Origin of the sequence: Deinococcus sp. (assembly GCF_025362455.1) — a bacterium.
Lineage (GTDB): Bacteria > Deinococcota > Deinococci > Deinococcales > Deinococcaceae > Deinococcus.
The window spans coordinates 1-23,191 of record NZ_JANYGJ010000267.1 but is presented as its reverse complement, the minus strand read 5'-3'; the positions used below and the strand labels follow the sequence as shown (position 1 = coordinate 23,191).

The window sequence follows — 23,191 nt, the reverse complement described above, 5'->3', positions numbered from 1 at the left end:
TGAGGACGCCTGCCCGCCCCTCACCTCTCTTGATTAGGCAACGTGTCAATAGAACCTTGGAGGGAGCTTACGCTGCGCTGTGCATGGTACATCCCGTTCGTCCCAAACGCACTTTATCTCCCGGCGTTCTCCACATCGCGTAGCTCACGTAGGGTGCCCGTGCTCCGCAACTGCCCATCACTGACCTCGCTGGAAGGTAGTGGTCTACTTCAGCGAAAACAGCGACTGGGTGCTCGTCCTTGACCCCTCTACCCTTGGGAGAGGGGCGCTGCGCAGCAGCGGGGTGAGTCGTAGACCTGCTTGCAGAGGGTTCCCCGTGAGCGCCGCTCATGCCCTCAATCCTTTCTCACTTCCCACAACCCACTCCCCACAACCCACAAGCCTCCCCGCCTACTTCTGCCCCACGCCCGTCATCAGCGCCTGGGTGATGCCGCGTGCGATGCCCAGGGCGACACGTTCCAGGTAGTTGTTGTCTTGCAGGTTGGTGCCGTCGATGGGGTGGCCCACGAAGCCGATTTCGACCAGGGCGGCGGGCACGTGGGAGCCGCGCAAAACGGCCAGGGAGCGCGGTCCTTTGACGCCCTGATTGAAGGCCCCGCTCGTCTGAATCACGTTGGCCTGGAGCATCCCCGCGAAGGCCGAGCTGGCGGGGTTGTTGCGGTTCCACCAGGTTTCCACGCCGTAGCCGCGCAGCACGTTGACCGGCTCCATGCTGTTGGCGTGAATGCTGATAAACAGCTTGGCGCCGTTGTAGCCCAGTGCGGCGCGGGCGTCGAGGTCGGTGGCTTTGTCGGCGTAGAGTTCGCGGTCGGCGTCGCGGCTCATCACCACGTTGACGCCCGCCGACTGGAGGTACTGCCTGACCCGCAGCGCCACGTCGAGCACCACGGCCTTTTCGGTGACGATGCCCACCGCGCCGGGATCGCGTCCGCCGTGCCCCGGATCGATGACGACGGTGGGCGCCACCAGGGCGGGGCTGCCGGTGAAGGTCAGGGCGCCGCTTTTGACCGGGGGCACGGCGGCCATCACGCGCTCGACCGGGGCCAGCGCCGTGGTGTCGGCGAAGGCCGGAGACAGATCGATGGCCAGGCGCGAGCGGTCACTGCCGCCGGGTGGGGGCAGCAGCACGCCCCGCCAGCCGCTACGGCGCGTCAGCGGAGAGGCCGAGAGCAAAAAGACGCTGGTGCGGCTGCCTGTAGCACTGTAGCGCCAGCCGCGCAGCTCGGTGCTGACGGCTGGGCTGCTGGCGGCGCTGGCGCCGACCCCCTGAATCTCGATGGCCAGCCCCAGGGCGCCGGGCGTGATCTGAAAGCTGGCGCCCGGCGGCAGGTCGAGCACCACCCGCGTCAGGCCGGGGCTCTTGCCGATGCGGGGGGCGGCCAGGCTGGCACCCGGCTGGGCGGCGCCGCCCGTTTTGCCGCTGAGAATATTGAACTCGCTGCCGGTCTGGCTGGGCAGGCTGACGGCGGGGGCGGGCAGGGCGCCGGTCGCGTTGACCGAATCGCCCGGCGCCAGTTGACCAGGCGGCACAGGCCGTCCCTGGATCAGCGGCGCGGCGCCGGACCCGCTCTCGGTGTTGCCCAGGTTGGTGTTGCCCAGGCCAGTGCCGCCCAGGTTGGGGCCGCCCGGACCCAGGCTACCCGGACTGGAGCCGCTGGCGCTGTCCGTGCCGAACTCGGTCTGCGGCCCGCCAGCGCTGCCCACATCGGCGTTCTGAGTAACGCTGGCCTGAGCCCCACCGAGCTGCACCGTGCCCCGGATACTGGAGGTCGCGCCGCCGATCACCGCCGGGCCAAAGTCCAGAATCAAAACCCGCGTGCCCGAAGCGATGGTGGTCTCGCTGGCCCGCCAGCCGGTGGTGGCGCCCAGCGCAAAGGCCGTGCCCAGGCTGAGCGTCACGCCGCCTGGGCCGGTGCCCACCCGGTACTCGCCCACCGACGCGCCGAGCTGCGCACTCACGCTGGGGGTGGCCCGCACGCCCGCGAATTCCAGCTTCAGGCCGCCGCGACCGGGAATCAGGCTGTATGTGGCGCCCTGGGGCAGATCGTAGACCACCCGTGTCTGGGCGCCCTCGCTGGACACGCGGGGGGCGCTCAGGCCGGGCAGCAGCGAGGCCGGGGCCGCCGTGTCTCCGGATAGTGCGCCCAGCCCCTCTGAGGACTGCGCCCCCGAAGTTTGCGCCCCGGCAGTCTGCGCCCCGGCAGTCTGGGCCGTGCCGGGCAACGCCTGCAACACTGGCAGCGTCTGGACTACCGGCAGCGTCTGGACTACCGGCAGGGTCTGGGCAGGCGCCGTGCGGGCGAACGGATCGCGGACCTGTGCGGCGGCGCCAGGGCCTATCAGGGTGCCTAGCAGCAACCCGGCGCAGAGCGTGGTCTTGTAGCGTGCGTTGGAAGCGGAGCGCATTGACTTCCACTGTAAGAGACAGGCCGTGAGAAGCACTCAGCCAGCGCTCATGTTGGGGACGTACATGTTGGGGACGTACTGGTAAGCTGTGAAGACCCGCCCGGTTTACCCTGTGGCATGAGTGAGGACCAGCCTGATGTTTCCAGCGCCGATACACCTTCTCCCGGCACACCGCCTTCCAACTGGGCGCAGCTCGTTCCCGACGAGGCCCAGCCCTGGCAGACCCTGAGCAGCGCCGAGCTGGCGGCCCCGCCGCGTCAGCTCCTGCGCGACAGGGTGCGGGCTCACGGCGGCCAGGAACTCGATTACGTCTACCGCCCACGCGGCCCCCGCGCCGTGTTCGTGTTGCCGATCACCGCTGCAAGCGAGGCGGTGCTGATTCGCCAGTACCGCTACCCGCTGCGGGCCACCATCACCGAGATCGTGGCAGGCGGCTTGGAGCCGGGCGAAGACCTGCTGGCGGCAGCGGCCCGCGAACTGCGCGAGGAAGTCGGCGGCGTGGCGCGTGAGTGGGTGGCCCTGCCCGGCTTCTATCCACAGCCCTCGATCAGCGGCGTGGTGTTTTATCCGCTGCTGGCGCTGGGTGTGGTGCTCGGCGAGAGCGAAAACGAAGACAGCGAGCTGATCGAGTGCCTGGTCCTGCCGCTGCCGGAGGTCTACCGCCGCCTGCATGCCGGAGACATCCTCGACGGCCCCAGCAGCCTGACCCTCTTTCACGCCCATGCCGAGCTGGAGCGCCGGGGGCTGGTTTGATTGGGAGGAGGAGGCTTGTGGCTTGTGGGAAGGGGTGAGGGCATGAGCGGCGCTCACTTCCCCTCTGCAAGCAGGTTTGCGACTCTCCCACAGGTAGCTGGGTGGATGCACGCAAGTCTCTCATCTTCGTTTTTACGCCGACTTTCGCCAGATGTCTTTTTCCTTGAACCGCGCTGGGAGAGCGTTTGCGCTACCCCTCTCCCGCAGGGGGAGAGGAGCCAAAAACGCTGTGTTCATCGGTGTCGCTCAGTTGATGAGAGAGATACGTGCATCACTGAGCCCAAGGGTAGAGGGGTCAACAATGCCCACTCAGACGCTGTTTTCTTTTGAAGTCGATCAGAATATTCCAGCGAGATCAGTTATGGGCAGATGCGGAGCACGGGCACCCTACGTGAGCGACACGATGTGGAGAACGCATCGAAGAATTGAGCGTGTGGACCGAACGGGATGTACCATGCCTAGCGCAGCGACTGACCCCATCCAAGGTTCTATTGACACGTTGATTCGGCATAAGAGGTGAGGGGCCTCTCAAGCAGAACGGACGCGCCGTCTTGGTCAGAGTAGCGCCGATGACGACGCTTGACCGCTGGGCACGCCTGCTTGACCCCCGAACCTGTGGCCAGTTGCGCCCCACCGGGGCGGGGGCTTCTTCTTGCTCAGAGCGGCACCCGTATGGGGCCTGACCGCTTGGCCAGAACGGACTGTCGTCGTGAACGGAGCGGGCAGGCGTCCCCAGGGGCGTCCGTTCTGCCCAAGAACGCGCCTGGGCACGCCACTCCTCCCCTTGAGGACGCCTGCCCGCTGGGGGGTGGGGGAGCCGACGCATTTGCACAGTGCTGAAGCCAAAACAACGCGACCCAACCGCCACCAGCCCGTCCAACGCAGCGACGTCCCCGCCTACCCCATCCGCGCCGCCGCCGTCCACCACGTCGGAAAGCGGGCCTGAACCTCCGCCTGGGCCGAGCGTGCCTGCGCCTCACCGTGCGCCAGGGCAAAGGCGGTGCTGCCCGAACCGCTCATCAGGGGGCTGTGGAGCCCGGCGTCAGTCAGGGCAACCAGGGCAGTGCCCACTTCCGGGTGGCGACTCAGGGCGCCGGGTTGCAGGGCGTTGAAGTACGGCACCGGCCCGCCCGAACGCAGCGCACCCAGCACGGCGCTCAGGTCCAGCGGCGGGGTATAGCGGCCCTCTTCGGCCAGCCAGCGGTAGGCGTGCGCCGCGCTGATGGCGACGCCCGGATTGAGCAGCACCAGCCAGGTGGGCGGCACGTCCACGGCGCTCAGCCGCTCGCCGGTGCCCTCCGCCAGCGCCGCGCCGCCCGGCAAGAAGAACGGCACATCGGCGCCGAGGCTGCGGGCCAGCTCAGGCAGGTTCACGGGTGCCGGGTACAGTTTAGAAAGTGCTTTTAGCGTGCTCGCCGCGTCGCTGCTGCCGCCGCCCAGGCCACTGGTCAGCGGCAGGTGCTTGTGCAGCGTGATCCGGGCGCCGCCCGGTTGCCCAGCCGCCTTCAGGTAAAGTTCGGCGGCGCGGTAGACCAGGTTGCGGCGGTCGGTGGGCAACTCGGCGCCCAGCCCGTTCAGATTCAGTACGTCCAGACTCAACTCGGCGGCGGCTGTAAGCTCCAGCTCGTCGCCCACCGACAGCGCCGCCATCAGCGTGCTGAGGTCGTGGTAGCCGTCCGGGCGCCTGCCCAGCACCGAGAGACCCAGGTTGACCTTGGCCGGGGCGAAGACGCGCAGCACTCCGCCCACCAGGGATTCGCTCACCGGCTGTCCAGTCACCGGCTGTCCAGTCACCGGCTGTCCCAGACGGGTGCCAGGGCGCGGGCCAGGGCCAGGTCGCCGGGCGTGGTGACCTTGAAGAGCCGGGCGTCGCCGGGCACCAGGGCCACACTCAGGCCCAGCCGCGCCACCAACCCGGCGTCGTCGGTGGCCTGAATACCGTCTTGAACAGCCTGACGGTGAGCGCGCAGCAGCAGTTCCCGGTCAAAGCCCTGCGGCGTCTGCACGGCCCAGAGGCCCTCTCGCGGCGTGAGAGCGCCCCACAGCGGTGCGTCTGGCTGCTGGGCATCCGGCTTTTGAGCGTCCGGCTGCTGAGCGACCAGCGTGTCGGCCACCGGCAGCGCGGCGGTGGCGGCGCCATATTGCTGCGCCGCGTCCAGCACGGCCCGGATGACCTCCGGCGGCAAAAAGGGCCGCGCCGCGTCGTGAATCAGCACGAACCGGGCATCGGTGGCCTCCAGCAGCGCGTGAACGGACGCCTGGCGGGTCGGGCCACCGACGATGCAGCGGGCATTCAAACCGGGCGGCAGCTCCATCCCGGCTGGCAGGGCCACGATCACCTCGCCGACGTAGGGCGCTAGGGCGGCCACGCTGCGCCCCAGCAGGCTGAGAGCGCCGACCTCCACGTACGCCTTCGGCCCCTGCCCCAGACGGCTGCCCGACCCGGCGGCGGGAATCAGGGCGGCCACCGTACTGGGCAGGTTTGTTCCTGGCAGGCTCACCCCTGCTCGCCCCAGCGCACGAAACCGGGCACGTCGAGCCCGAACTGGTCGAGCACCCGCACGGTCACGAAATGCAGCAGTTCCTGCACACTGTTCGGCGCGTGGTAAAAGCCGGGACTGGCGCTCATCAGGGTCGCTCCGGCGTCATGGGCGGCGAGCATGTTGGTCAGCATCGGGCGCGGCATCGGGTCTTCGCGGGTGACCAGTACCAGCGGGCGCCGCTCCTTGAGGGTCACGTGCGCGGCGCGAGACAGCAGCGTGTCGGCGAAACCGTGCGCGATTTTGGCCAGCGTGCCCGCGCTGCACGGCGCGACCAGCATGCCCGCCGTGCGGTACGAGCCGCTGGCGACGGCGGCCCCCAGCTCACGGTCATCGTGGACGGTGTGGGCCAGGGCACTCAGGTCGGCGAGTTGCGGCCCGCCCTCCATGCTCATGACCCGTTTGGCGCCGCTGGAGACCACCAGATGCGTCTCCACGTCCAGGCTGGCAAGGGCCTGTAAAATGCCGTGCGCGTAGGGAATGCCGCTGCCACCGGAAACGCCGACCACCAGTCTCATGATTCTAGGCTAGCAGAGCGCGGCGGGCAAGCGTCCCGGCCTGCGGGCTCACGCGTTCGGGCTCACGTATTTGGGCCTGAGCGATCTGGCGTAGGCCACTGACCGCCCCCTGGTGGGGCTTGCACCTTGTGCCGCGTGCTGCTATCCTTCCTCTCGCTGAAGTTGAGGCTCGCTGCCCGCTTTAGTGTGTTCGGGAGTAGCTCAGTGGCAGAGCGTTCGACTGTTAATCGAATGGTCGTAGGTTCGACCCCTACCTCCCGAGCCAACCAAGAAGACCTCGCCTGGTGCGGGGTTTTTTGTTGTGGCGGAATGCCGGAAGTGATTGTTCTCGCATTCCAGTCTGTATCCCAGTCGAGTCGCGTAACAATCGTCAGACTGATGGCGACGACGGGTTTCTTACGGCCCCAATCGCCTGTTCCAGATCCTGAATGCAGCGCCCAGGGTTGGTGAACCAGTCGGTGCTCCAGATGCGGTGAATCCGCCAGCCCAGGTTTTCGAGCACCGCCTGACGTAGGCGGTCACGGTCACGGGCCGAGCGTAACCGGTGGTACGTGGCGCCGTCACACTCGATGCCGAGCAGGTAGCGGCCCGGCGCATCAGGGTCGACCACGGCCAGGTCGATCCGGAAGCCGCCGGAGCCGATTTGACGGCGGATGTGGTGACCCCTGGCCCGCAGTGCCCGCTCCACCGCTTCCTCGAAAGGCGAATCCGCTTCGGCATCAGGGTTCTCGGTGGTCACGTCCAGGCGGCCTGTGGCGGCGTACTGCAAGAAGGTCTTGAGCACCCGCACGCCCTGGGAGTTGGCGCGTGTCAGGTCGAGGTCATCGGCTCGCAGGTTGGTGAACACCTCGCAGCGCCGCTTGGCACGGGTAATCAGCACGTTCATGCGCCGCTCGCCGCCCGCCTTGTTGAGGGGGCCGAAATTCATGCTGAGTTTGCCGCTGGCTTGCTTGCCGTAGCCGACACTGATGAAGATCACGTCGCGCTCGTCGCCCTGCACATTTTCCAGATTCTTGACGAAGAATGGTTCGTGGCGTCCGGTCTCGAAGAAGGCTTCGGTGGCCGAGTCTTGGCGGCGCAAGAGTTCGAGTTCGTCCAGAATGGCGTCGGCCTGCGCCGCCGAGAAGGCAGCCACCCCCAATGACTCGCCCGGCGTGGTGCGGGCGTGGTGCATAACACTCACGGCCACCGCCCGCGCTTCGGTGCGGTTGGTCCGGCTGGCACCGGCATCGTACACGGCGTCAGGAAGGTAATGCGAGATCAGTCCCAGTCGAGTTCGGCCCGCGTCAGGGCTGGGGAACAGGACCAGGCCGTTGTCGTAAAACTCCTGATTGGACACGGCGATCAGCGACTCGTGGCGGCTGCGGTAGTGCCAGCGCAGCATCGTTTGCGGGGCACTGGCCGCCTGAAAGCTGCCCAGCAGGCTCTCCAGGTCGGCGACCATACCCTGCCCACCAACGTTAAGCCCACCGTCCTGACTGGCGAAGAAGTCTGACGGCGGAAGCTGCTGCTCGTCACCCACCACAATGACCTGTTGCCCGCGTGCAATGGCGCCCAGCCCATCTTCAGGCCGAATCTGCGAGGCTTCGTCAAAGATCACCAGGTCGAATTTGAGTTCTCCACGTGGCAGGTACGAGGCGACGGACAGCGGGCTCATCATGAAGACCGGCGTGAGCTGCTGAATGGCGGACCCGGCCTCGGTCATCAGGGCGCGGATGGCCTTGAAGCGCTGCTTGAGGTTGAACTGATGGGTGAGGATGCGCCATTGCTGAGGATGCAAGGACGGATTGACCCGCTTTTTATGAGCATTGGCGGTCAACGAGCGGTTCTCGCGCAAGCGGCCTTGGTCGAGTTGCCTAAACCGTTCAATGAGTTGTTCGTGCCGGGCAGCATCGAAGTTAGCCAGCACTGGGCGCTCCTGTCGGGCCGTCCGGATGACCGTATCGAGCCAGACCTGACGGAGCGCGTCGGTGAGATGCTGGCCCGCCTGGTCCCAGGTAAAGGTCAGGGCGAGCAGGGCGCCGATTCCCAGGCTCTGGGCTTCCGTGGCGTAGCTGTTGAAGGTCGCCATCTCCTGAGCCCGGTCAATCAGGTCGCGGCGGCTGCGCCAGCGGGCCTCAGTCGCGCTGATGGACAGACCCGGTGACGAGTCTTTGAACCCCAGCAGCGTGCTCGCCTGGGCCAGATGTGACTCGGCCCGGCCTAACTGTTCGCGCAGGTCGCGGGCCTGCACTTGTGCCGACTGCGCCGCTGCAATGAGTGTTTGAGCGTCCTCGGTGGCCCAGCGCGGCCAGTTCTGGGCGCTGGCCCGGTCACGCAACTCGCCGACCCACGCGACCACCTCGCGCAGGCTCTCGGTGGCGGTGATGCGGCCCTGCCAGCGCTCACCGAACACCGAGGTCAGTACCGGAGTCAGACTGCCTAAGCGCTGCTGCACGTCACTGGCCGTCTCCAGGTCACTGAGTAGGGCCAGCAGGGCCGTGTCATCCGGGCGGCCCCGTTCACGCAGTAGCCCCACCGCACCCTGGCGGGCCGCTCGGTACGGACCAGACAGGCCCCGCCACCACTTGCCGGATAAGCTGCCCAGATCACGCTTCCAGGCACCGACTGGCGTGGTCCAGGCTTCGGGGAGGATGCTCGCTTCATGGTGGGAACGCAGAGTGGTGAGTTGGCTGGCCTGGTCGAGACCCCGAATGAGTGCCTCGCGCTGCTCGGTCCAGGCGGGAGCGGTTAGATCGATGTGGCTCAGGTCGGGTGCTTTGGCGAGGTGCAGGGTCGCGTCAGCCGCGTCCCCAAGCTGACTGACACTGCTGCCCAGGTCACGGCCCAGCGCCGTGCCGAGTGCGCCGCTGAGCTGCCCTGCCTGGCTCAGCGCCTCCAGGCCGGTGCTCAGGGCGCTCCGAACCCGGCCCAGGTCCATCGGGGTCAGGGAGCGGGCGCTCATGCCCCAGAAGGGATGCTGGTCCGGCGAGCCGCGCTGCTTGACCCAAGCTTGCATCAACTGGGCTACGGCCTCCCGCCGTTCGAGCGCCGCCCTATCCCAACTGGCAGCCTCTGGCAAGCTCAGAGCTGGAGCCTGAAGCTCGCCCAGCCTGGCCCACTGTCCCAGCGCCTCGAAGGGAGTCACGCCGTAAGCCTGGAGCGGAAGGTGCAGGGCGTCCACGTAGGCGTTGAGCTGCGCGGCAGTGCCGTCCAGCGCCTGTGTATCTACCCGCGCCTGTGTATCCACTTTGGGTCCGGCGCCCGCACTAACCTGAAGCGCGGCCTGACTAACTTTCAATTGACCCACGAACGCCTTGCGGGTGGTCTGGTGTCCATGCAACTCCAGAACCGCCGTGCCCAGCTCGACCTGAGACAGTCGGCGCCCCACAACCTCCAGGGCCGCCATCTTCTCGGCCACGAACAGCACCGTGCGCCCCTGCGCCACAGCGTCGGCGATAATATTGGTAATGGTCTGCGACTTGCCGGTGCCCGGCGGTCCCTGAATCAGCAGATGCTGACCCCTGGACGCCGCGTAGATGGACAGCGCCTGCGAGCTGTCGGCGTCGACGACATGCACGGTCTTGGAGGGCGGCAGAAAGGTGTCAATCGGGCCTTCGTCGGGGGGCGGGTCATACCCGTCTTTGCCAGTGGACCTGGCAAACCCCTCCTCGCCTAGCAGCGCCTGAATCACTTCGTTGTGTTCCGGTCCCTGCCCGGCGGGCCAGGCATCGGCGTCGAGGTCGCGAGCCATCAGATAGCGGCTGAACGAGAAAAAACCCAAGTGGACGGCGTTCTGCTGAACCTTCCAGCCGGGCTGGGTCGCCACCACTCCGGCCACCGCATGAAGATACGCCGCCACATCCAACGTTTCAGGGTCGAGCCTGGGCAGCTCAACTCCGAAGTCCTGGCGCAGTCGCAGGGCCAGCGGCTCGTTGCCCATCACGTCGTCGCCGGTATAGCGCAGGGTGTAGCCCGAACTGACGTTACCCCTGAGTAGTCCCACCGGCACCAGGATCAGCGGTGCAGACCGGAGCGCCTTGCTGCTGGTGTCTTCGTACCACTCCAGAAAGCCCAGGGCTGTGTACAACACCTGAGTTCCCTGATCGCCCAGCATGGTGTTGTTCTCCCGGTAGATGCCGGTCAACGTCTTGCCCATCTTCTCGGCCAGCAGCTCGGTCTGGACTTCCCAATCTCCCAGTGGGCGCGGCGGCGCCGGATCTTTCTCCAGCCCAAGTGGCGGCGGCTCCGGGCGGAAGGTCAGGTCATGCTCGGTCAGCAAGCGCCCAGCCAGCACCGTCAGCGGCGGCTCGGTCAGTACCAGGCTCTTGGCCGGGCGGCGAAAGTGAATGAGCGGGTTGCGGGCGTCCGTCGAGATCAATTTTTCGCGGGCCGCCAGCAATTGGCGCTGAATGAGAGTGGGCTGGGCGGTCAAGTCGTTCTCCAGGGCAGGCATGCACATCGTCTGGCACGAGCGTCACCCTGGGCCAGAACGTTGAAGTGGTGACCTGCCGACTGAGAAGAGGCCATTGATGTTCCCTACAGTACATGAGCCGTCGTTCACTGCTGGCTCAAACCTTGAAGATGAAGACCTCTTAAATCGGCGCCGAGATCAGCCACTGCGGTGATATGTACGGCACTGTATGCCCGGATGCCAATTGCCTTGATGCCGACCTTTTCCATTGCGAGACGTTGCATCAAGAAGTTGACGACCTGAGTTTGTCCAATAGTTCAGGCGAACAGGGCGGCCTCCCCAGATTCGGAAGGCCGCCCACCGTACTACTCAGTTCCGGCGCTCAGTTGACCACTTTGGTCTTGTTGCTGACAAAATCCATCAGCACGTACTGGCCGATATTGGCGGGCGTGGTGAAGTACGCCTTGCCCCGCGTCATTTCGCTGACCCGGCGCACGAAGCCCACCAGGTCGGGGTCGCGGGCCAGCATGAAGGTGTTGACCTGAATACCGCTGCGGCGGCAGTTGGCCACCTCGCGCAGCGTAGCGCCCAGCACGTAGGGATCGAGGCCGTAGGCGTTTTTGTAGATGCGTCCGTCGGGCAGCGTCAGGGCGCTGGGCTTGCCGTCGGTAATCATCACGATCTGCTTCATGTCCTTGTTCTCGCGCTTCAGGAGCTGCTGGGCCAGCCGCAGCCCGCCCGCCGTGTTGGTGTGGTACGGCCCGATCTGCGCCTGAGCCAGTTTGGCGAGCGGCACCTCCTCCGCCGAGTCGTGAAACAGCACGAATTTCACGCTGTCGCCGGGGTACTGGGTGCGGATCAGGTGGGCCAGCGCCAGGGCGACCTGCTTGGCCGGGGTAAAGCGGTCCTCGCCATATAAGATCATCGAGTGCGAGCAGTCGAGCAGCACCACCGTGGCCGCCGACGAGCTGTACTCGCTCTGGCGCACCACCAGGTCGCTTTCCTCCATATTCTCCAGGCCCTTGGAGATCACGTTGCCCAGCGTGGCGGTGGTGTCCAGATTGAGCGTGTCGCCGAACTCGTAATTCTTGAGTTCACCCATCATGTCGATGCCGGAGGCGTGCTCGCGGGTGTCGTGGGCGCCCACGCTGCTGCGGCCCAGCCCGCCCATCAGATCACGCAGCGACTTGTAGCCCAGGAAGTCGATGCTTTTGTCGGTGAGCTGGAATTTACTCTCGCCGCTCTGGCCTGCGCCACCGCCCTCGCCGTCCTCGTCGAATTCCTTGCGGATAAAGCCGTCTTGCTGCAACTTGTCCATCAGGCGCTGAATCTGCTGACCCAGCCGCGACTCCTGAATCTCGCCCTCGCCCTGCATGGCCTCGGCCAGCATGTCTTCAGGGATCATGCCCTTCTCGGCCAGCGCGTTCAGGATGGCGTCGAACAGATCGTCCATGCTGGGCCGGGCATTGGGATCGGGGTCGTAGCGGTCATTTAAGCCCTGGCCCAGCAGCGCCTCCTGAATCATCTGCATCAGGTCGCCACTTTCGAGTTCGTCGAGTTCGCCTTCAAATTTGCTGTAGCGCGTGATGCGCGGATGAATAGTCATGCTGTGCCTCCAGAAAATCCGCACTGACAGGTCGGGGTCGGCGCTGGCAGCGGAGGGTGTGAATGCCGTGCAGGGGCCGAACAACTCGCTTGAGCCTTGCACCCGGAAAAACTGTGTTCAGCATGGCGCAAGGCGTGGGCGACGTTTGTAACGGTAAGGGGTACTGACGGGCGGTCCAAACGGCGATGAGGTTGCATTCCCGCTGTGAGTAAAGTGAGAGATTGAATAACCGACTGGGCACCATTTGCGATCATTGTGACCGTTCCAGGCACGAGCTGACCAGGGGGTGTCAGCAGCGTTCGGTGCGTCCAGAACGGTGGTCGACACGGCCTCGTCAAATTGGTAGCCGAATTTCTCACGTGATTCATGTGCGCTTGTAAGTGACGGGTAAGGCTCAGACTTTTAAGCTTCACGCAGTCGTCCAAGTCCTGTCTGCGACTCGTGGCGACGTGCCAACAGAAGCCTTCCCTCCCCAAACTGTGATGTTCATTCCCTTCCTTCCGAGAATGAAGGCCCCAAGGAGCTGGTATGACCCGTTACTCGCGCACTGCACTCCTGGTCTTGCTGACCGGTACGGCTGCGGCTCAGATGGCTCCGGCCCCGGCAGCCTCACCGCTGAAACTGGTGCTGACTCAGGCGCTGGTGCAAACCACTACCCAGGGCGGCAAAAGCACCGAAACGCTGCTGCTCCAGCCTACCGGAGTCGTCCCCGGCGCGGTGCTGGAGCAGGCCGTCACCGCCACCAACACCCTCGGCAAGCCGATGGGCAACGTCGCCGTGAACCTGCCGGTGCCCGCCGGAACCCGCTACCTGGCCGCGCTGGGCAGCGGCGCGGCCAAAGCCGTCTTCAGCTTCGACAAGGGTAAGACCTACGGCGCCGCGCCGCTATACCGCACCGTGACCGTCACCGAAAACGGCAAGTCGGTTCAAAAAGAAGTCGAGGTCGCGCCCGCCGAATACACCAACGTCCGCTGGACCGTGCCGCAGCTCGCGGCGGGCAGCAGCCTCAAGCTCGGTTTCCGGGTCAGGGTCAACTGAGCTCTGCCCATCTGAATCCGGTGTAAACGTTTGCAAGTCAACGCAGCCAATCACCCAACCGGCCACCCAATACCCTTCCCCCAATTCGTCCACAGCCCTTCTGTTCAAGGAGATCAACATGAAAGTAAGCAAGCAAGTCCTCACCCTGATGGTGGCCCTGGCCGCCGGTTCCGCCGCTGCGGCGGGCACTCCCTCCGGCACGTCCATCACCAACACGGCCAACGCCAGTTACACCGATCCGGCGAATCCTGCCGCCACCCTGAACACGCCTTCCAACACCGTGACCACCACCGTGCTGCCCAAGGCGGGCTTCGATGTCGTGTACCTGAACAACACGCCTGCTGACGGCACCACCCCGACCTCTACTGCCGCTGCGCTGACCCCTGCTTACGACAAGATCGATGTGCTGCCCGGCGCCGTCATCGATACCCCTTACACCATCCTCAACAACGGCAACGTCGCGGGCCAGCAGGTGACCCTCGCCGCCGATACCAGCGGCAGCACCAGTGCCCCGGTGGTGGCTTACTACCTCGACGTCGACAACAGCGGCACCTTTAGCGCGGGCGACACCCTGATTACCGGCCCGGTGAGCGTGCCGGTGGACGATCCTGCCACCCCTGCCGACGAGGGCAAGGTCCAGGTCATCCAGCGCCTCACCGTCCCCGCTGGCGCAGTGGCGGGCGACAAGTACATCGCCTCGCCCCGTGGCACCGGCCCGGTGTTCGACAGCGCGACCAGCACCAACCCCGCCGTGCAGGAAGCCGCCACCGACCTCCAGTACACCCGCGCCACCGTCGCCACTCCGGCGCTGGTGCTGATTGCGCCCACCGTCATCCCTGGCGGCGCGGCACCTGCTGCCCCCGTGCCCGGTCCCACCACTCCGCCTACCGGCGCTCCGGCTGGCAACACCTACCTGCCGCCCACCACCGGCACTCCCAACCCCGGCACCGTCACGGTGGTCAACGCCACCACCGGGAACCAGGACGCCTACCCCAAGTCCGACACCAACGCCACGCCCGATGTCGTGACCTTCGTGGGCAACGTCAAGAACAACGGCACCATCGCCGATACCGTCAAGATCAAGCCTGACCTGACCAACCTGCCCACGGGCGCGACCGTCGTGGTCCGCGACATCGCCGGAAACGTGCTGACGCCGGACGCAGGCGGCCTCTACACCCTGCCTGGCGGCCCGGTGGCCCCCACCGGCACCGTCGAGTTCCAGCTCGTGGTCACCTACCCCGATTCCGACCTGGTCCCCGCCACCCCGGCTGCCGACATCGTGATTCCGGTGGGCGTGTTCTCCGGCAACGTGCCTTCGGCCACGCCGCTGGCCACCGGCACCTTCACCATCCACCCGCCCAAGATACTGTTCGGCGACACGGCGGCGGGCAATCCCGACGCCACCCAGGCCCCGGCCCAGACGGTTATCCCCAACGGCACCTTCAACACCACCACCGGCACTGCCAATGACGCCAGCGCCGTGTTCCCCATGAGCGTCAAGAACAACGGCACCTACACCGAGCCCTTTACCCTGGCGGGCACCGTGCCGATCAAGCTGCTCGACGGCACCACCGTCAACGTGCCGGTCAAGTACTACACCACGGCGGGCGTGCTGGTGCCTGGGGGCGTTACCCCCGGCATCGCGCCGGGCGCCACCCTCGACCTGATCGCAGTGGTCGATGTGCCGAATAACGCCGCCATCACCACGGGCGCGGCGGGCACCAACCCCGCTCCGGTGCTGAGTCAGACCGCCACCGGCAACTTCAGCGGCGCCACCGCCAGCGACATCAACGACATCATCAACGTGGGTGCTATCGGGGCCATCACCGTCGACAAGTACGTGGGCGTGAACGCGGCCCCCACCATCGACGCGGCGGGCAAGGTGGCCAAGAGTGCGCTGCCGGGCGCGACGGTCAACTACGCCATCGTGGCCAAGAACACCTACAACGGCCCGGTCAAGAGCTTCATCCTCAAGGACTCCAACGCGGCGGGCACCACCAACGTCTACACCTTCAGCGACTACCAGACGGCCAGTGTCAACCTGACCGGCTTCGCGGCGGGTGCGGCGGTCTACTACAGCATCGACAACGGTGCGAACTGGACCCTGGCGGCTCCGGCGGCGGTCGTGGCCCCGGCCACCATCCCCGGCATCTGGGTCTACATCGAGACCGACGGCGTGACGCCGGGCGCCGGTCCTTCGGCGGGCGACGTGATCCCGGCGAACGCCAGCGTCCAGCTCAACATCGGTACCAAGGTCAAGTAAGTCTGCTGTCCGGTGCGCCTCGCTCGCTTGGGGCGCACCGTTTCAGACAGTCACAGTGTCGTCTTGTGCAGTGTCGTCTTGCGCAGCGTCGTTTTGTGCAGTTTTTATGTGTTCGCAACACCAGAATTATCCCTTTGCTCCAGCTCGCTGCCCCGGCAGCTTTTACACGGTCTTTTTCGACTCCAGCTCTGGCTTCCTCACTTCGCCAGACCCTTCACCAAGGCGGCCCCCCATGAACGAACTCTCTGTACCCTGCTGTGCGTGTGACCCTCAACCGGAGACGGTGTGAAACACCTGATCCGTCCGGCCCGCTCTCTATCCGCTCTGGTCGTGCTGACCCTCTCGGCGCTGGCTCAGGCCGCAGGCAGCCCGGCAGGCACCGTTATCACCAACCAGGCGGCGGCCTCCGGCACCCTGGGCGACGACAACACGCCGGTCAGCGGCCTGTCCAACATCGTCAGCACGACGGTTTCGCCGGTCTGTAGCGTCAGCGTCACGCCGGGCGGCACCATTCAGGCCCCCGGCCAGCAGCAGACCATCCTGGCGGGCGAGAGTGCCCTGTTCGCCTACCAGGTCACCAACAGCGGCAATACCGGCGACGCTACTCCGCTGAGCCTGCAAGTGCCCGGCGTCTCCAGCTTCACCCCGACCCTGACGCTCTACCTGGATGCCAACGGCGACGGCAAGCTGGACGCCAACGAACTCACGCCGATTACCAGCGTCAAACTGGCGCCCGACGGCGTGGCCAAACTGCTGGTCAAGGCCCAGACCAGCCAGGGCCAGAGCGGCGGCGCCTACATCAACCTGATCGCCGGGTGCGGCAACGGCCAGCCGGGTGACAGCAACAACATCGCGCTGCTCAACCTCGGCGCGCCCCCGGTCCTGAGCGTCAGCAAGACCTTCAGCCCCAGCTTCGTCAAGCCGGGCGGCTCCACTACCGTCAACCTGCTGGCCACCAACGCGGGCCGGGGCGAGTCCCGCGAGGTCATCCTGACCGACGAACTGGCGGCGCTGAGCGCCCAGGGCCTGAACTACGTGCCGGGCAGCGCGGCGGCCAGCGGCGGCGTGCTGGAATCCGGCAGCGGCAGCTCCTGGCAGCCGGGCGACGCGGCGGGCGCCCAGGGCCTGCGGGTCCGCGCTCCCTTACTGAAGCCTGGCCAGAACCTGAGCCTGACTTTTAAAATGGTCACCACGCTGGGCAGCGAGAACCAGACGATCAGCAACACCGCCGTGGCCAGCACGCCCGGCCAGAGCGTCAGCACCACCGCCACCCTGACCTCCCGCTTCTCGCCCAACGTGGCGCTCGGCCCGGTGGGCGTACCCGAAGCCCCCGAAGGCAGCGACGCCGACAGCCAGACCAGGCCGTTTGCGCTGGTGGGCCGCAAAATCTGCTTTACCCAGACCATCAAAAATACCGGCGACGTGGCCGACAGCTTCACCCTCAGCAGCACTGTGTTAGGTAACGGCGCAGCAAACCCAGGCGACGTGACTTACCAGACCGCTGAGGGCCAGCCGCTGACTCAACCGCTGACGCTCGAAGAGGGCGCCAGCCGCGACGTTCTGGTCTGCGTCACGCCCAGCCAGACCGGCAGCCTGACCCTCAAACTGCTCATCAGCGGCGCGCGCGGCAGCCAGAACACCACCCTCGATAAAGTCACCCTGGTCGAAGCCGGACTGCCCGGCGCCGTCAAGGCCGTGACGCCGGTGGGCCTGGTGGCGGCCAACACCGAGCTGAGCTACAGCCTGACGGTGCGCAACACCTACAGCGTGCCCCTGACCAACGTGGTCATCCGTGACCCGCTCAGCGCCGCCCTGAGCTTTACCAGCGGCTCGGACGGCGCAACTTTCGAGAACGGCGCGGTGGTCTGGAAGCTGGCGAGCCTGGCGCCCGGTGAGAGCCGCACCCTGAGCTTCAAGGCCAGCGTCAAGCCGGGCACCGCCGACGGCACCGACGTGACCAACATCTTCACCGTCTCCAGCAGCGAACTGCCCGACGGCGTGCCCAGCAACGAGACCTCCAGCCCGGTCTGGACCTCCAAACTGGTGATCGACAAGGCCGTCAGCAATCCGGAGGCGACCTACGGGGACCGCCTGACCTACACCCTGACGGTGCGCAACCTCTCGCCCAAGGCGCCGCTGCTTGACGGCGTGATTACCGACAGCCCGGCGCCCGGCCTGGAGTACATCCCCGGCACCTCCACGCTGGCCGGAGTGCCCATCGCCGATCCGACCATCACGGGCGGCAAGCTGAGCTGGACCATCGCTACCCTGCCGCCCGCCAGCAACGTGGTGCTGACCTACGCCCTGCGCGTCACCACCCGAACCAGCGCCGAGCTGCCCAACACCGTGGTCGTCTCCGGCAGGGCCGTAGCCGGGCAGCAGGCCACGGCCATCGCCAGCAACGTCGCCAAGGCCACCGTCAAGCTGCGGCTGCTGACCTTCGCGCCGCTCAGCGAGATCGTGGGCATGGTGTACATCGACCGCAACCGCGACGGACGCTTCCAGCAGGGCATCGACCAGCCGATCGAGCGTGCCCGCATCCTGCTGGCCGGGGGCCGCGAGGTGCTGACCGACGCCGCCGGACGCTACCGCTTCAAGGACGTGCCCCAGGGCGCGGTGGCGCTGCGCCTCGACCCCGCCAGCGTGCCGAGTCCCGCTTTGAGCCTGCCGATGGACGGCGCCCTGAGCGGCACCCGCAGCCTGAACCTGATCGACCTCAGCGCCGTGGACTTCCCGCTGGCCCCATTGACCGGCAACATCGAGGCGCTGCGCAGCGTGAACCTGGTCGCCGGGCCGCTGAGCCTGAGCAAGACCGTCACCGTGAGCAACCAGAGCTACACCGTCAGCATTCGCCTGAAGGCCGCCTCGGCGCTGCCGGGCTTTGAACTGACTGATCCGCTGCCCGTAGGCGCCGTGCTGAAAGAAGGCCGCAATAGCCTGAGCACTACCTTGAGCGCCGGAGACACCACCCTGACTTACCGCTTCGACTGGGCAGGCGAGCGCCGCGCTGCCGTGACTGAACCCGAACTGCGCTGGAGGTACTGACCATGAAAAGCACCTCCGTCCTTCTCTCCGCGTTTTTGCTGCTCGGCACCGCCCAGGCCCGGCTGAGCCAGGAAACCATCCAGGCCCAGGTCGCCCCGGCCCAGACTGACAGCCAGACTCCCACCACCCAGACTCCCACCACCCAGACTCCTGAGATTCGCAATCCCGACCTGCTGAATCTGGACGTGCCCACCTCGGACCCTCGAAGCCCCGACCCCCAGCTCGCCGGGAATTCCAGAGCCCCCCAGTTTCAGCGCACCAGCACCGTCAGCCTGCCTTTCGAGGCGCCCGTCGAGGCCCGCGAACTGATTGTCGCCCACGACCTGCCGACCGGCGCGAGCTATCAGGCGGGCAGCGCCCAGCTCGGCGGCAAGGCCATCGCCGACCCGCTCGTGGGCGCCCAGGGACGGCTGTACTGGCTGATTCCGGCTCAGCAGAGCGGAACCTTGAGCTACAGCGTCTCGTATAGCGGCGTCATCGGTGAGCTGGCCCCGCCCGCCCTGCTGGCCCGCTACGGCGCCGAGCGCGGCGAGGTGCTGCGCGGCACCATCGACGCCGCCGACCTGAGCGCCGCTCAGCCGTTCAAGGCGGCCTCCACCCTGACCGAGAACGTGGGCGCCGTGAAGTTGCCGCTGGCCGGGACCGTCTACCGCCAGCGCGACCGCATCACCGTGGTCGTCGAAGGCCCGCTGGACCAACTTCTCGCGCCCACCATCAACGGCACGCCGCTGAAGGCCGAGCAGATCGGCAGCCGCACCGAGGACCCGGCGCGGGGTGTTCAGCGCCTGGAGTACATCGGCACGCCGCTGAAGCCCGGTCCCAACGTCATCAAGCTGGGCAATGAGAGCGTCACGGTGTCGCTGGCCGGAGTGACCAGCCGCATCGAGATCACCCCGCTGGCGCTGGTCGCCGACGGTAACAGCCTGATCAAGCTGCGGGTGCGGGCCTACGACGCTTACGGCGTGCTCAGCTCGCTGCCGCGCCTGACCGTGCGCACCAACCTCGAACCCGCCCTGCCCGACGCGGCGCCCGACGAATCCGGCTATCAGCTCAACCTCAACGACGGCGAGGGGTTGCTGGTCCTGCGCCCCCAGAGCGCCCCGGTCAGCCTGAGCATCTCTACGCTGGTGGGCAACCGCGAGCAGATCAGCCGCTTTGAAGTCAAGCCCGGTGGCAACCGCCTGGCGGTGGGGATGGTCAGCGCCACCTTCGGCCTGCCCGACTTCAGGGTCGACGTCAGCAATTTCAGCTACCAGGCCCGCGCCTCGCTCGAAACCCCGCTGGCGGGCGGCAAGCTCTACCTGGCCGCCGACAAAGGCGGGTTGCCGACGGGCGAAAACGTCTACCAGCGCACTCCGATCTACGGTGACAACTCCGCCGAGAGCACGCCGCTCCAGGGCATCGACCCGGTGGCCTTCATCTACGACCACCCCACCTTCCGCGCCTCGTACAAGCAGGGCGGCCTGCCCGGCGACGTGCTGCCGGTGGGCGGCAACTTCACGGCGCTTCAGGTCTCGACCAAAAACGCCGGGCCGCGCCTGTCTGCCTTTCTGGCCGCCGTGCCGGGCGACAAAATCACCGCCCGCCTGAGCCCCGAAGGCCGACTGCTCAAATTGCAGCGCGGCGTCTCACCCGGCAGCGAAAGCCTGACCGTGGTGACGCTCGAAAAGAGCACCGGCAAGGAACTGGGCCGCGTCGCCCTGACCCGCCTGAGCGACTACACCTTAGACACCGACAGCGGCGTGGTGACCTTTAACCAGGCGCTGGAGCCGCTCAACGCCGACCTCGACGACGTGCGCGTGGACGCGACTTACCGCCTGAGCAACCCGCTGAATGAACGCAAGCTGGCCTACGGCGTGCAGCTCTGGCAGCAGAGCGAGCGCTACGCCGTGGGCGCCGCCGTCGCCAGCGTGGACGGCGTGAGCACCGTCGGGGCGCGGGCGAGCTACACCGACACCAACCTGCGGGCCGGACTGCTGGCCGCCTACTCCGGCGGCGTGCAGCTCAGCGCCGAGGTGGATTACCGCGTCTCGGCGAGCAGCGCCCTGACCGCCCGCGCCCGCTACCAGGACACCGATTACGTCGGGCTGGCCCCCGCCAGCGCCGGACTGAGCCTCAGCGCCGGTTACAGAGCCAAACTCGGCGAGCGCCTGAGCGCCAGCCTGGACGGCGAGTACCACCGCAGCGCGGCCACCGAAACAGTGGTAGCGACCCAGGGCGGCAGCACCACCGCCCGCGTGGACTACAACTTCAAACCCTTCAGCGTCGGCGGCGGCGCTCGGTACGCCTTCGGCGACACCTTCGGCCTGGGCGCCGTCGCCAGCGTGGGCTATCACCAGCAGCCCGTCGACGTGGACATCACCCACGTCCAGCCGCTGAGTGGCAACCTCGACACCACCACCGACGTCACCGCCAAGTTCAACGTCGCCAAGAACGTGACGCTGGGCCTGCGCGACAGCTACACCTGGGGCAAGGGCCACGTCGCCTCGCTGAGCACCGATACCAAGCTGGGCAACGTCAACTACGCCGTGACTTACGAGCTGCCCGACGCCAGCGGCGGCGGCAACCGCGCCCGCTTCGGCGCCGACACCAGCCTGCCGCTGGGCCAGAACTTCAGCGCGGGCCTGCGCGGCGCCGCCGTCTACGGTCTGAGCGACGGCAAGAGCGACTACTCCGGCGGCGCCGATCTGCGCTACCAGGGCAACAACCTGTCGGGCAGCGTCGGCAGCGACCTGAGCCTGCGTGACGCCTCCTTCGGGGCCGTGTTCCGGGCGGGCCTGACCGGCAGCCTCACGCCGGGCCTGACGCTCAGCGCTGATGGCACCGCCGAGGTGGGCCGTACCCAGGGCCTGCGGGCCGCCGTCGGCTACGCCTACCGCAGCGGCGACCTCAACAGCCTGGGCTACGCCCGCTACGCCAGCGGCAGCCTGGCCGGAGCCGCCCCCGAACTCACGGCTGGCGTTCACGCCGAGTACCACCGCACCCAGTACGCCATTCGCGGCGGCCTGGACGCCCGTGAGCTGCTCAGCGACGCGCAGAGCCTGACCTTGCAGCCCTCACTGAGCGGTATCTACTACATCGGAGACCGCTTCGGTATCGGCGCTCAGGGCCGCGCCCTGGTGCAGCCTGCCACCGGCAGCCCCGTCCTCGGCTTCGGCGTGGAGGGCTCGGTGCGTGCGCTGCCGGGCACCTGGCTGACCGCTGGCTACAACCTGGCGGGGTTTGAAGGCATCGGCAACCTGTACACCAAACGGGGCCTGTATCTGCGGCTTGACCTGACGGTAGACGAGACCCTGGGAGGACGGAAGTGAAATCGCAACCTGTACGCATCAACTCAATCCTGCGGCGCAGTATCCGCACGGCCCTGACCCTGAGCCTGACTCTGGGCTCTCTGGCGAGCGCCGCCGCCTTTCCGATCAACGAAACCTTCAAGACCAATTCTTCGGCGAATTTTACCCTGGGCGGGACGCCGAACCCGGCGATTCTGACGGCAGGCGGCGTTGACCCGGCTACTGACGGCTGGTTACGCCTGACCAACAACACTGGCAACCAGACCGGCTACGCCTTTTACAACCCGACCTTTTCATCGGCTCAGGGCGTAGTGGTAGAGTTCGATTACGCCACCTGGGGCGGTAGCGGTGCCGACGGTATCAGCTTTTTCCTTTTCGACGGAACGGCCACTTCCCGTATCGGTGCTTTCGGTGGTTCGCTTGGCTACGCGCAAAAAAGTGCGGCCTTTTCTGGCACCGGATCGGCTATTCCCGGCGTGTCCAAAGGGTACGTAGGCATCGGATTGGACGAGTTTGGAAATTATTCCAACGCGTATGAAGGCCGCGTCGGTGGATTTGCTGGCGACGTACAACATCCTAGCTATGTCGTTATCCGTGGCCCAGGTGACGGAGCGAGCACGACCGACTATCCTTATCTGAGTGCCCAGCCAGCGGGTTTCAATCTATCCAGAAACGGTGGCACAGCGCGACCCAGCCAGACGGGTGTTGATTTTAGACATGTTCGGTTGATCATCCAGCCAGACAGAAAGGCTTCCGTTTCGGTCACCAATGGCTTTGGTGCGGCACCTACCAACGTTATCAATAATTTTCAACTCGCCACGACGCCGCCTGCTACATATAAACTTGGCTTCGGTGCCTCGACGGGCGGCGCAACCAACTACCACGAGCTTCGTAACCTGGTTATCACCGCGCCCACCAACCTGGCGATCACCAAGACGGACGGCGTGAGCACTCTGGCGCAGGGTGGCCCCGTGACCTATACCGTCACCGTGACGAACAACGGTCAGTCCACCGTGACCGGCGCGACGATGGCCGACACGCTGCCCGCCAGCATCAACAACGTCACCTGGGCCTGCGTGGCCTCGGTGGGTTCGACCTGCACGGACGCCACGGGCACCGGCAACAGCATCAGCGCCAAATCCACCCTGGCCGTGGGCGGCACGGCCACCTACACCATCAACGGCACGCTCTCGGCGACGGCGGCTTTGGCCAGCACGGTGACCAACACCGCCACCGTCGCGGCGCCCGCCGAGAACACCGACAGCGACCTGAGCGACAACACGGCCAGCGACTCCGATACGGTTACGGCGCCACTGGCCGCCGACCTGAGCATCAACAA

The 23,191-nt window shown here is 66.5% G+C and carries 13 protein-coding genes and 1 tRNA gene; 7 read left to right on the top strand and 7 right to left on the bottom strand.

The window, feature by feature from the left end:
* Positions 1–390: 390 nt before the first annotated feature.
* Positions 391–2,406 (bottom strand): N-acetylmuramoyl-L-alanine amidase, encoded by a 2,016-nt coding sequence (locus tag Q0R23_RS18245; RefSeq protein WP_293915397.1) that lies wholly within the window; start codon positions 2,404–2,406, stop codon positions 391–393.
* A gap of 117 nt (positions 2,407–2,523) precedes the next feature.
* Here Q0R23_RS18245 and Q0R23_RS18240 point away from each other — a divergent pair, with 117 nt between their 5' ends.
* Complete coding sequence (locus tag Q0R23_RS18240) at positions 2,524–3,159, top strand: NUDIX hydrolase (protein WP_293915395.1); 636 nt, start codon at positions 2,524–2,526, stop codon at positions 3,157–3,159.
* 897 nt (positions 3,160–4,056) lie between these two features.
* On the opposite strand, the gene Q0R23_RS18235 is transcribed toward Q0R23_RS18240, so the two are convergent.
* From Q0R23_RS18235 to Q0R23_RS18225, 3 genes are read right to left on the bottom strand one after another with little or no spacing between them, the layout of a single operon-like run.
* Entirely contained in the window at positions 4,057–4,923 is an 867-nt protein-coding gene (locus Q0R23_RS18235; RefSeq protein ID WP_293915393.1) for a 4-(cytidine 5'-diphospho)-2-C-methyl-D-erythritol kinase, read from the bottom strand.
* Positions 4,924–4,949: 26 nt separating this feature from the next.
* A complete protein-coding gene (gene ispD / locus Q0R23_RS18230; RefSeq protein ID WP_293915391.1) occupies positions 4,950–5,660 on the bottom strand; it encodes a 2-C-methyl-D-erythritol 4-phosphate cytidylyltransferase in 711 nt (236 codons plus the stop codon).
* Complete coding sequence (locus Q0R23_RS18225) at positions 5,657–6,217, bottom strand: UbiX family flavin prenyltransferase (protein ID WP_293915389.1); 561 nt, start codon at positions 6,215–6,217, stop codon at positions 5,657–5,659. Before Q0R23_RS18225 ends, ispD begins: the two co-directional genes overlap by 4 nt.
* A 190-nt stretch (positions 6,218–6,407) precedes the next feature.
* Here Q0R23_RS18225 and Q0R23_RS18220 point away from each other — a divergent pair.
* Positions 6,408–6,482 (top strand) — tRNA-Asn (locus Q0R23_RS18220).
* Between the two features lie 105 nt (positions 6,483–6,587).
* On the opposite strand, the gene Q0R23_RS18215 is transcribed toward Q0R23_RS18220, so the two are convergent.
* The 3 genes from Q0R23_RS18215 to Q0R23_RS18205 form a co-directional block, all read right to left on the bottom strand.
* Positions 6,588–10,652 carry a DUF4011 domain-containing protein gene (locus Q0R23_RS18215; RefSeq protein ID WP_293915387.1) on the bottom strand — a complete coding sequence of 1,355 codons (4,065 nt, stop codon included), beginning with the start codon at positions 10,650–10,652 and terminating at the stop codon, positions 6,588–6,590.
* A gap of 104 nt (positions 10,653–10,756) precedes the next feature.
* On the bottom strand, positions 10,757–10,894 hold the full coding sequence (locus tag Q0R23_RS18210; protein WP_293915385.1) for a hypothetical protein: 138 nt from the start codon (positions 10,892–10,894) through the stop codon (positions 10,757–10,759).
* 98 nt (positions 10,895–10,992) lie between these two features.
* On the bottom strand, positions 10,993–12,216 hold the full coding sequence (locus Q0R23_RS18205) for a VWA domain-containing protein (protein ID WP_293915383.1): 1,224 nt from the start codon (positions 12,214–12,216) through the stop codon (positions 10,993–10,995).
* A gap of 528 nt (positions 12,217–12,744) precedes the next feature.
* Between Q0R23_RS18205 and Q0R23_RS18200 the strand changes: the two genes are divergently transcribed.
* From Q0R23_RS18200 to Q0R23_RS18180, 5 genes are all read left to right on the top strand, one after another.
* Positions 12,745–13,254 carry a hypothetical protein gene (locus Q0R23_RS18200; RefSeq protein WP_293915381.1) on the top strand — a complete coding sequence of 170 codons (510 nt, stop codon included), beginning with the start codon at positions 12,745–12,747 and terminating at the stop codon, positions 13,252–13,254.
* A 118-nt stretch (positions 13,255–13,372) separates the two neighbouring features.
* Positions 13,373–15,517, top strand: a complete 2,145-nt coding sequence (locus Q0R23_RS18195) for a hypothetical protein (RefSeq protein WP_293915379.1) — start codon at positions 13,373–13,375, stop codon at positions 15,515–15,517.
* 285 nt (positions 15,518–15,802) lie between these two features.
* A complete protein-coding gene (locus tag Q0R23_RS18190) occupies positions 15,803–18,562 on the top strand; it encodes a DUF11 domain-containing protein (protein WP_293915377.1) in 2,760 nt (919 codons plus the stop codon).
* Positions 18,563–18,564: 2 nt separating this feature from the next.
* On the top strand, positions 18,565–21,873 hold the full coding sequence (locus Q0R23_RS18185; RefSeq protein WP_293915375.1) for a hypothetical protein: 3,309 nt from the start codon (positions 18,565–18,567) through the stop codon (positions 21,871–21,873).
* Positions 21,870–23,191, top strand: a 1,322-nt coding sequence (locus Q0R23_RS18180; RefSeq protein WP_293915373.1) for a hypothetical protein, incomplete at its 3' end; no start/stop codon positions are given. The genes Q0R23_RS18185 and Q0R23_RS18180, both read left to right, overlap by 4 nt.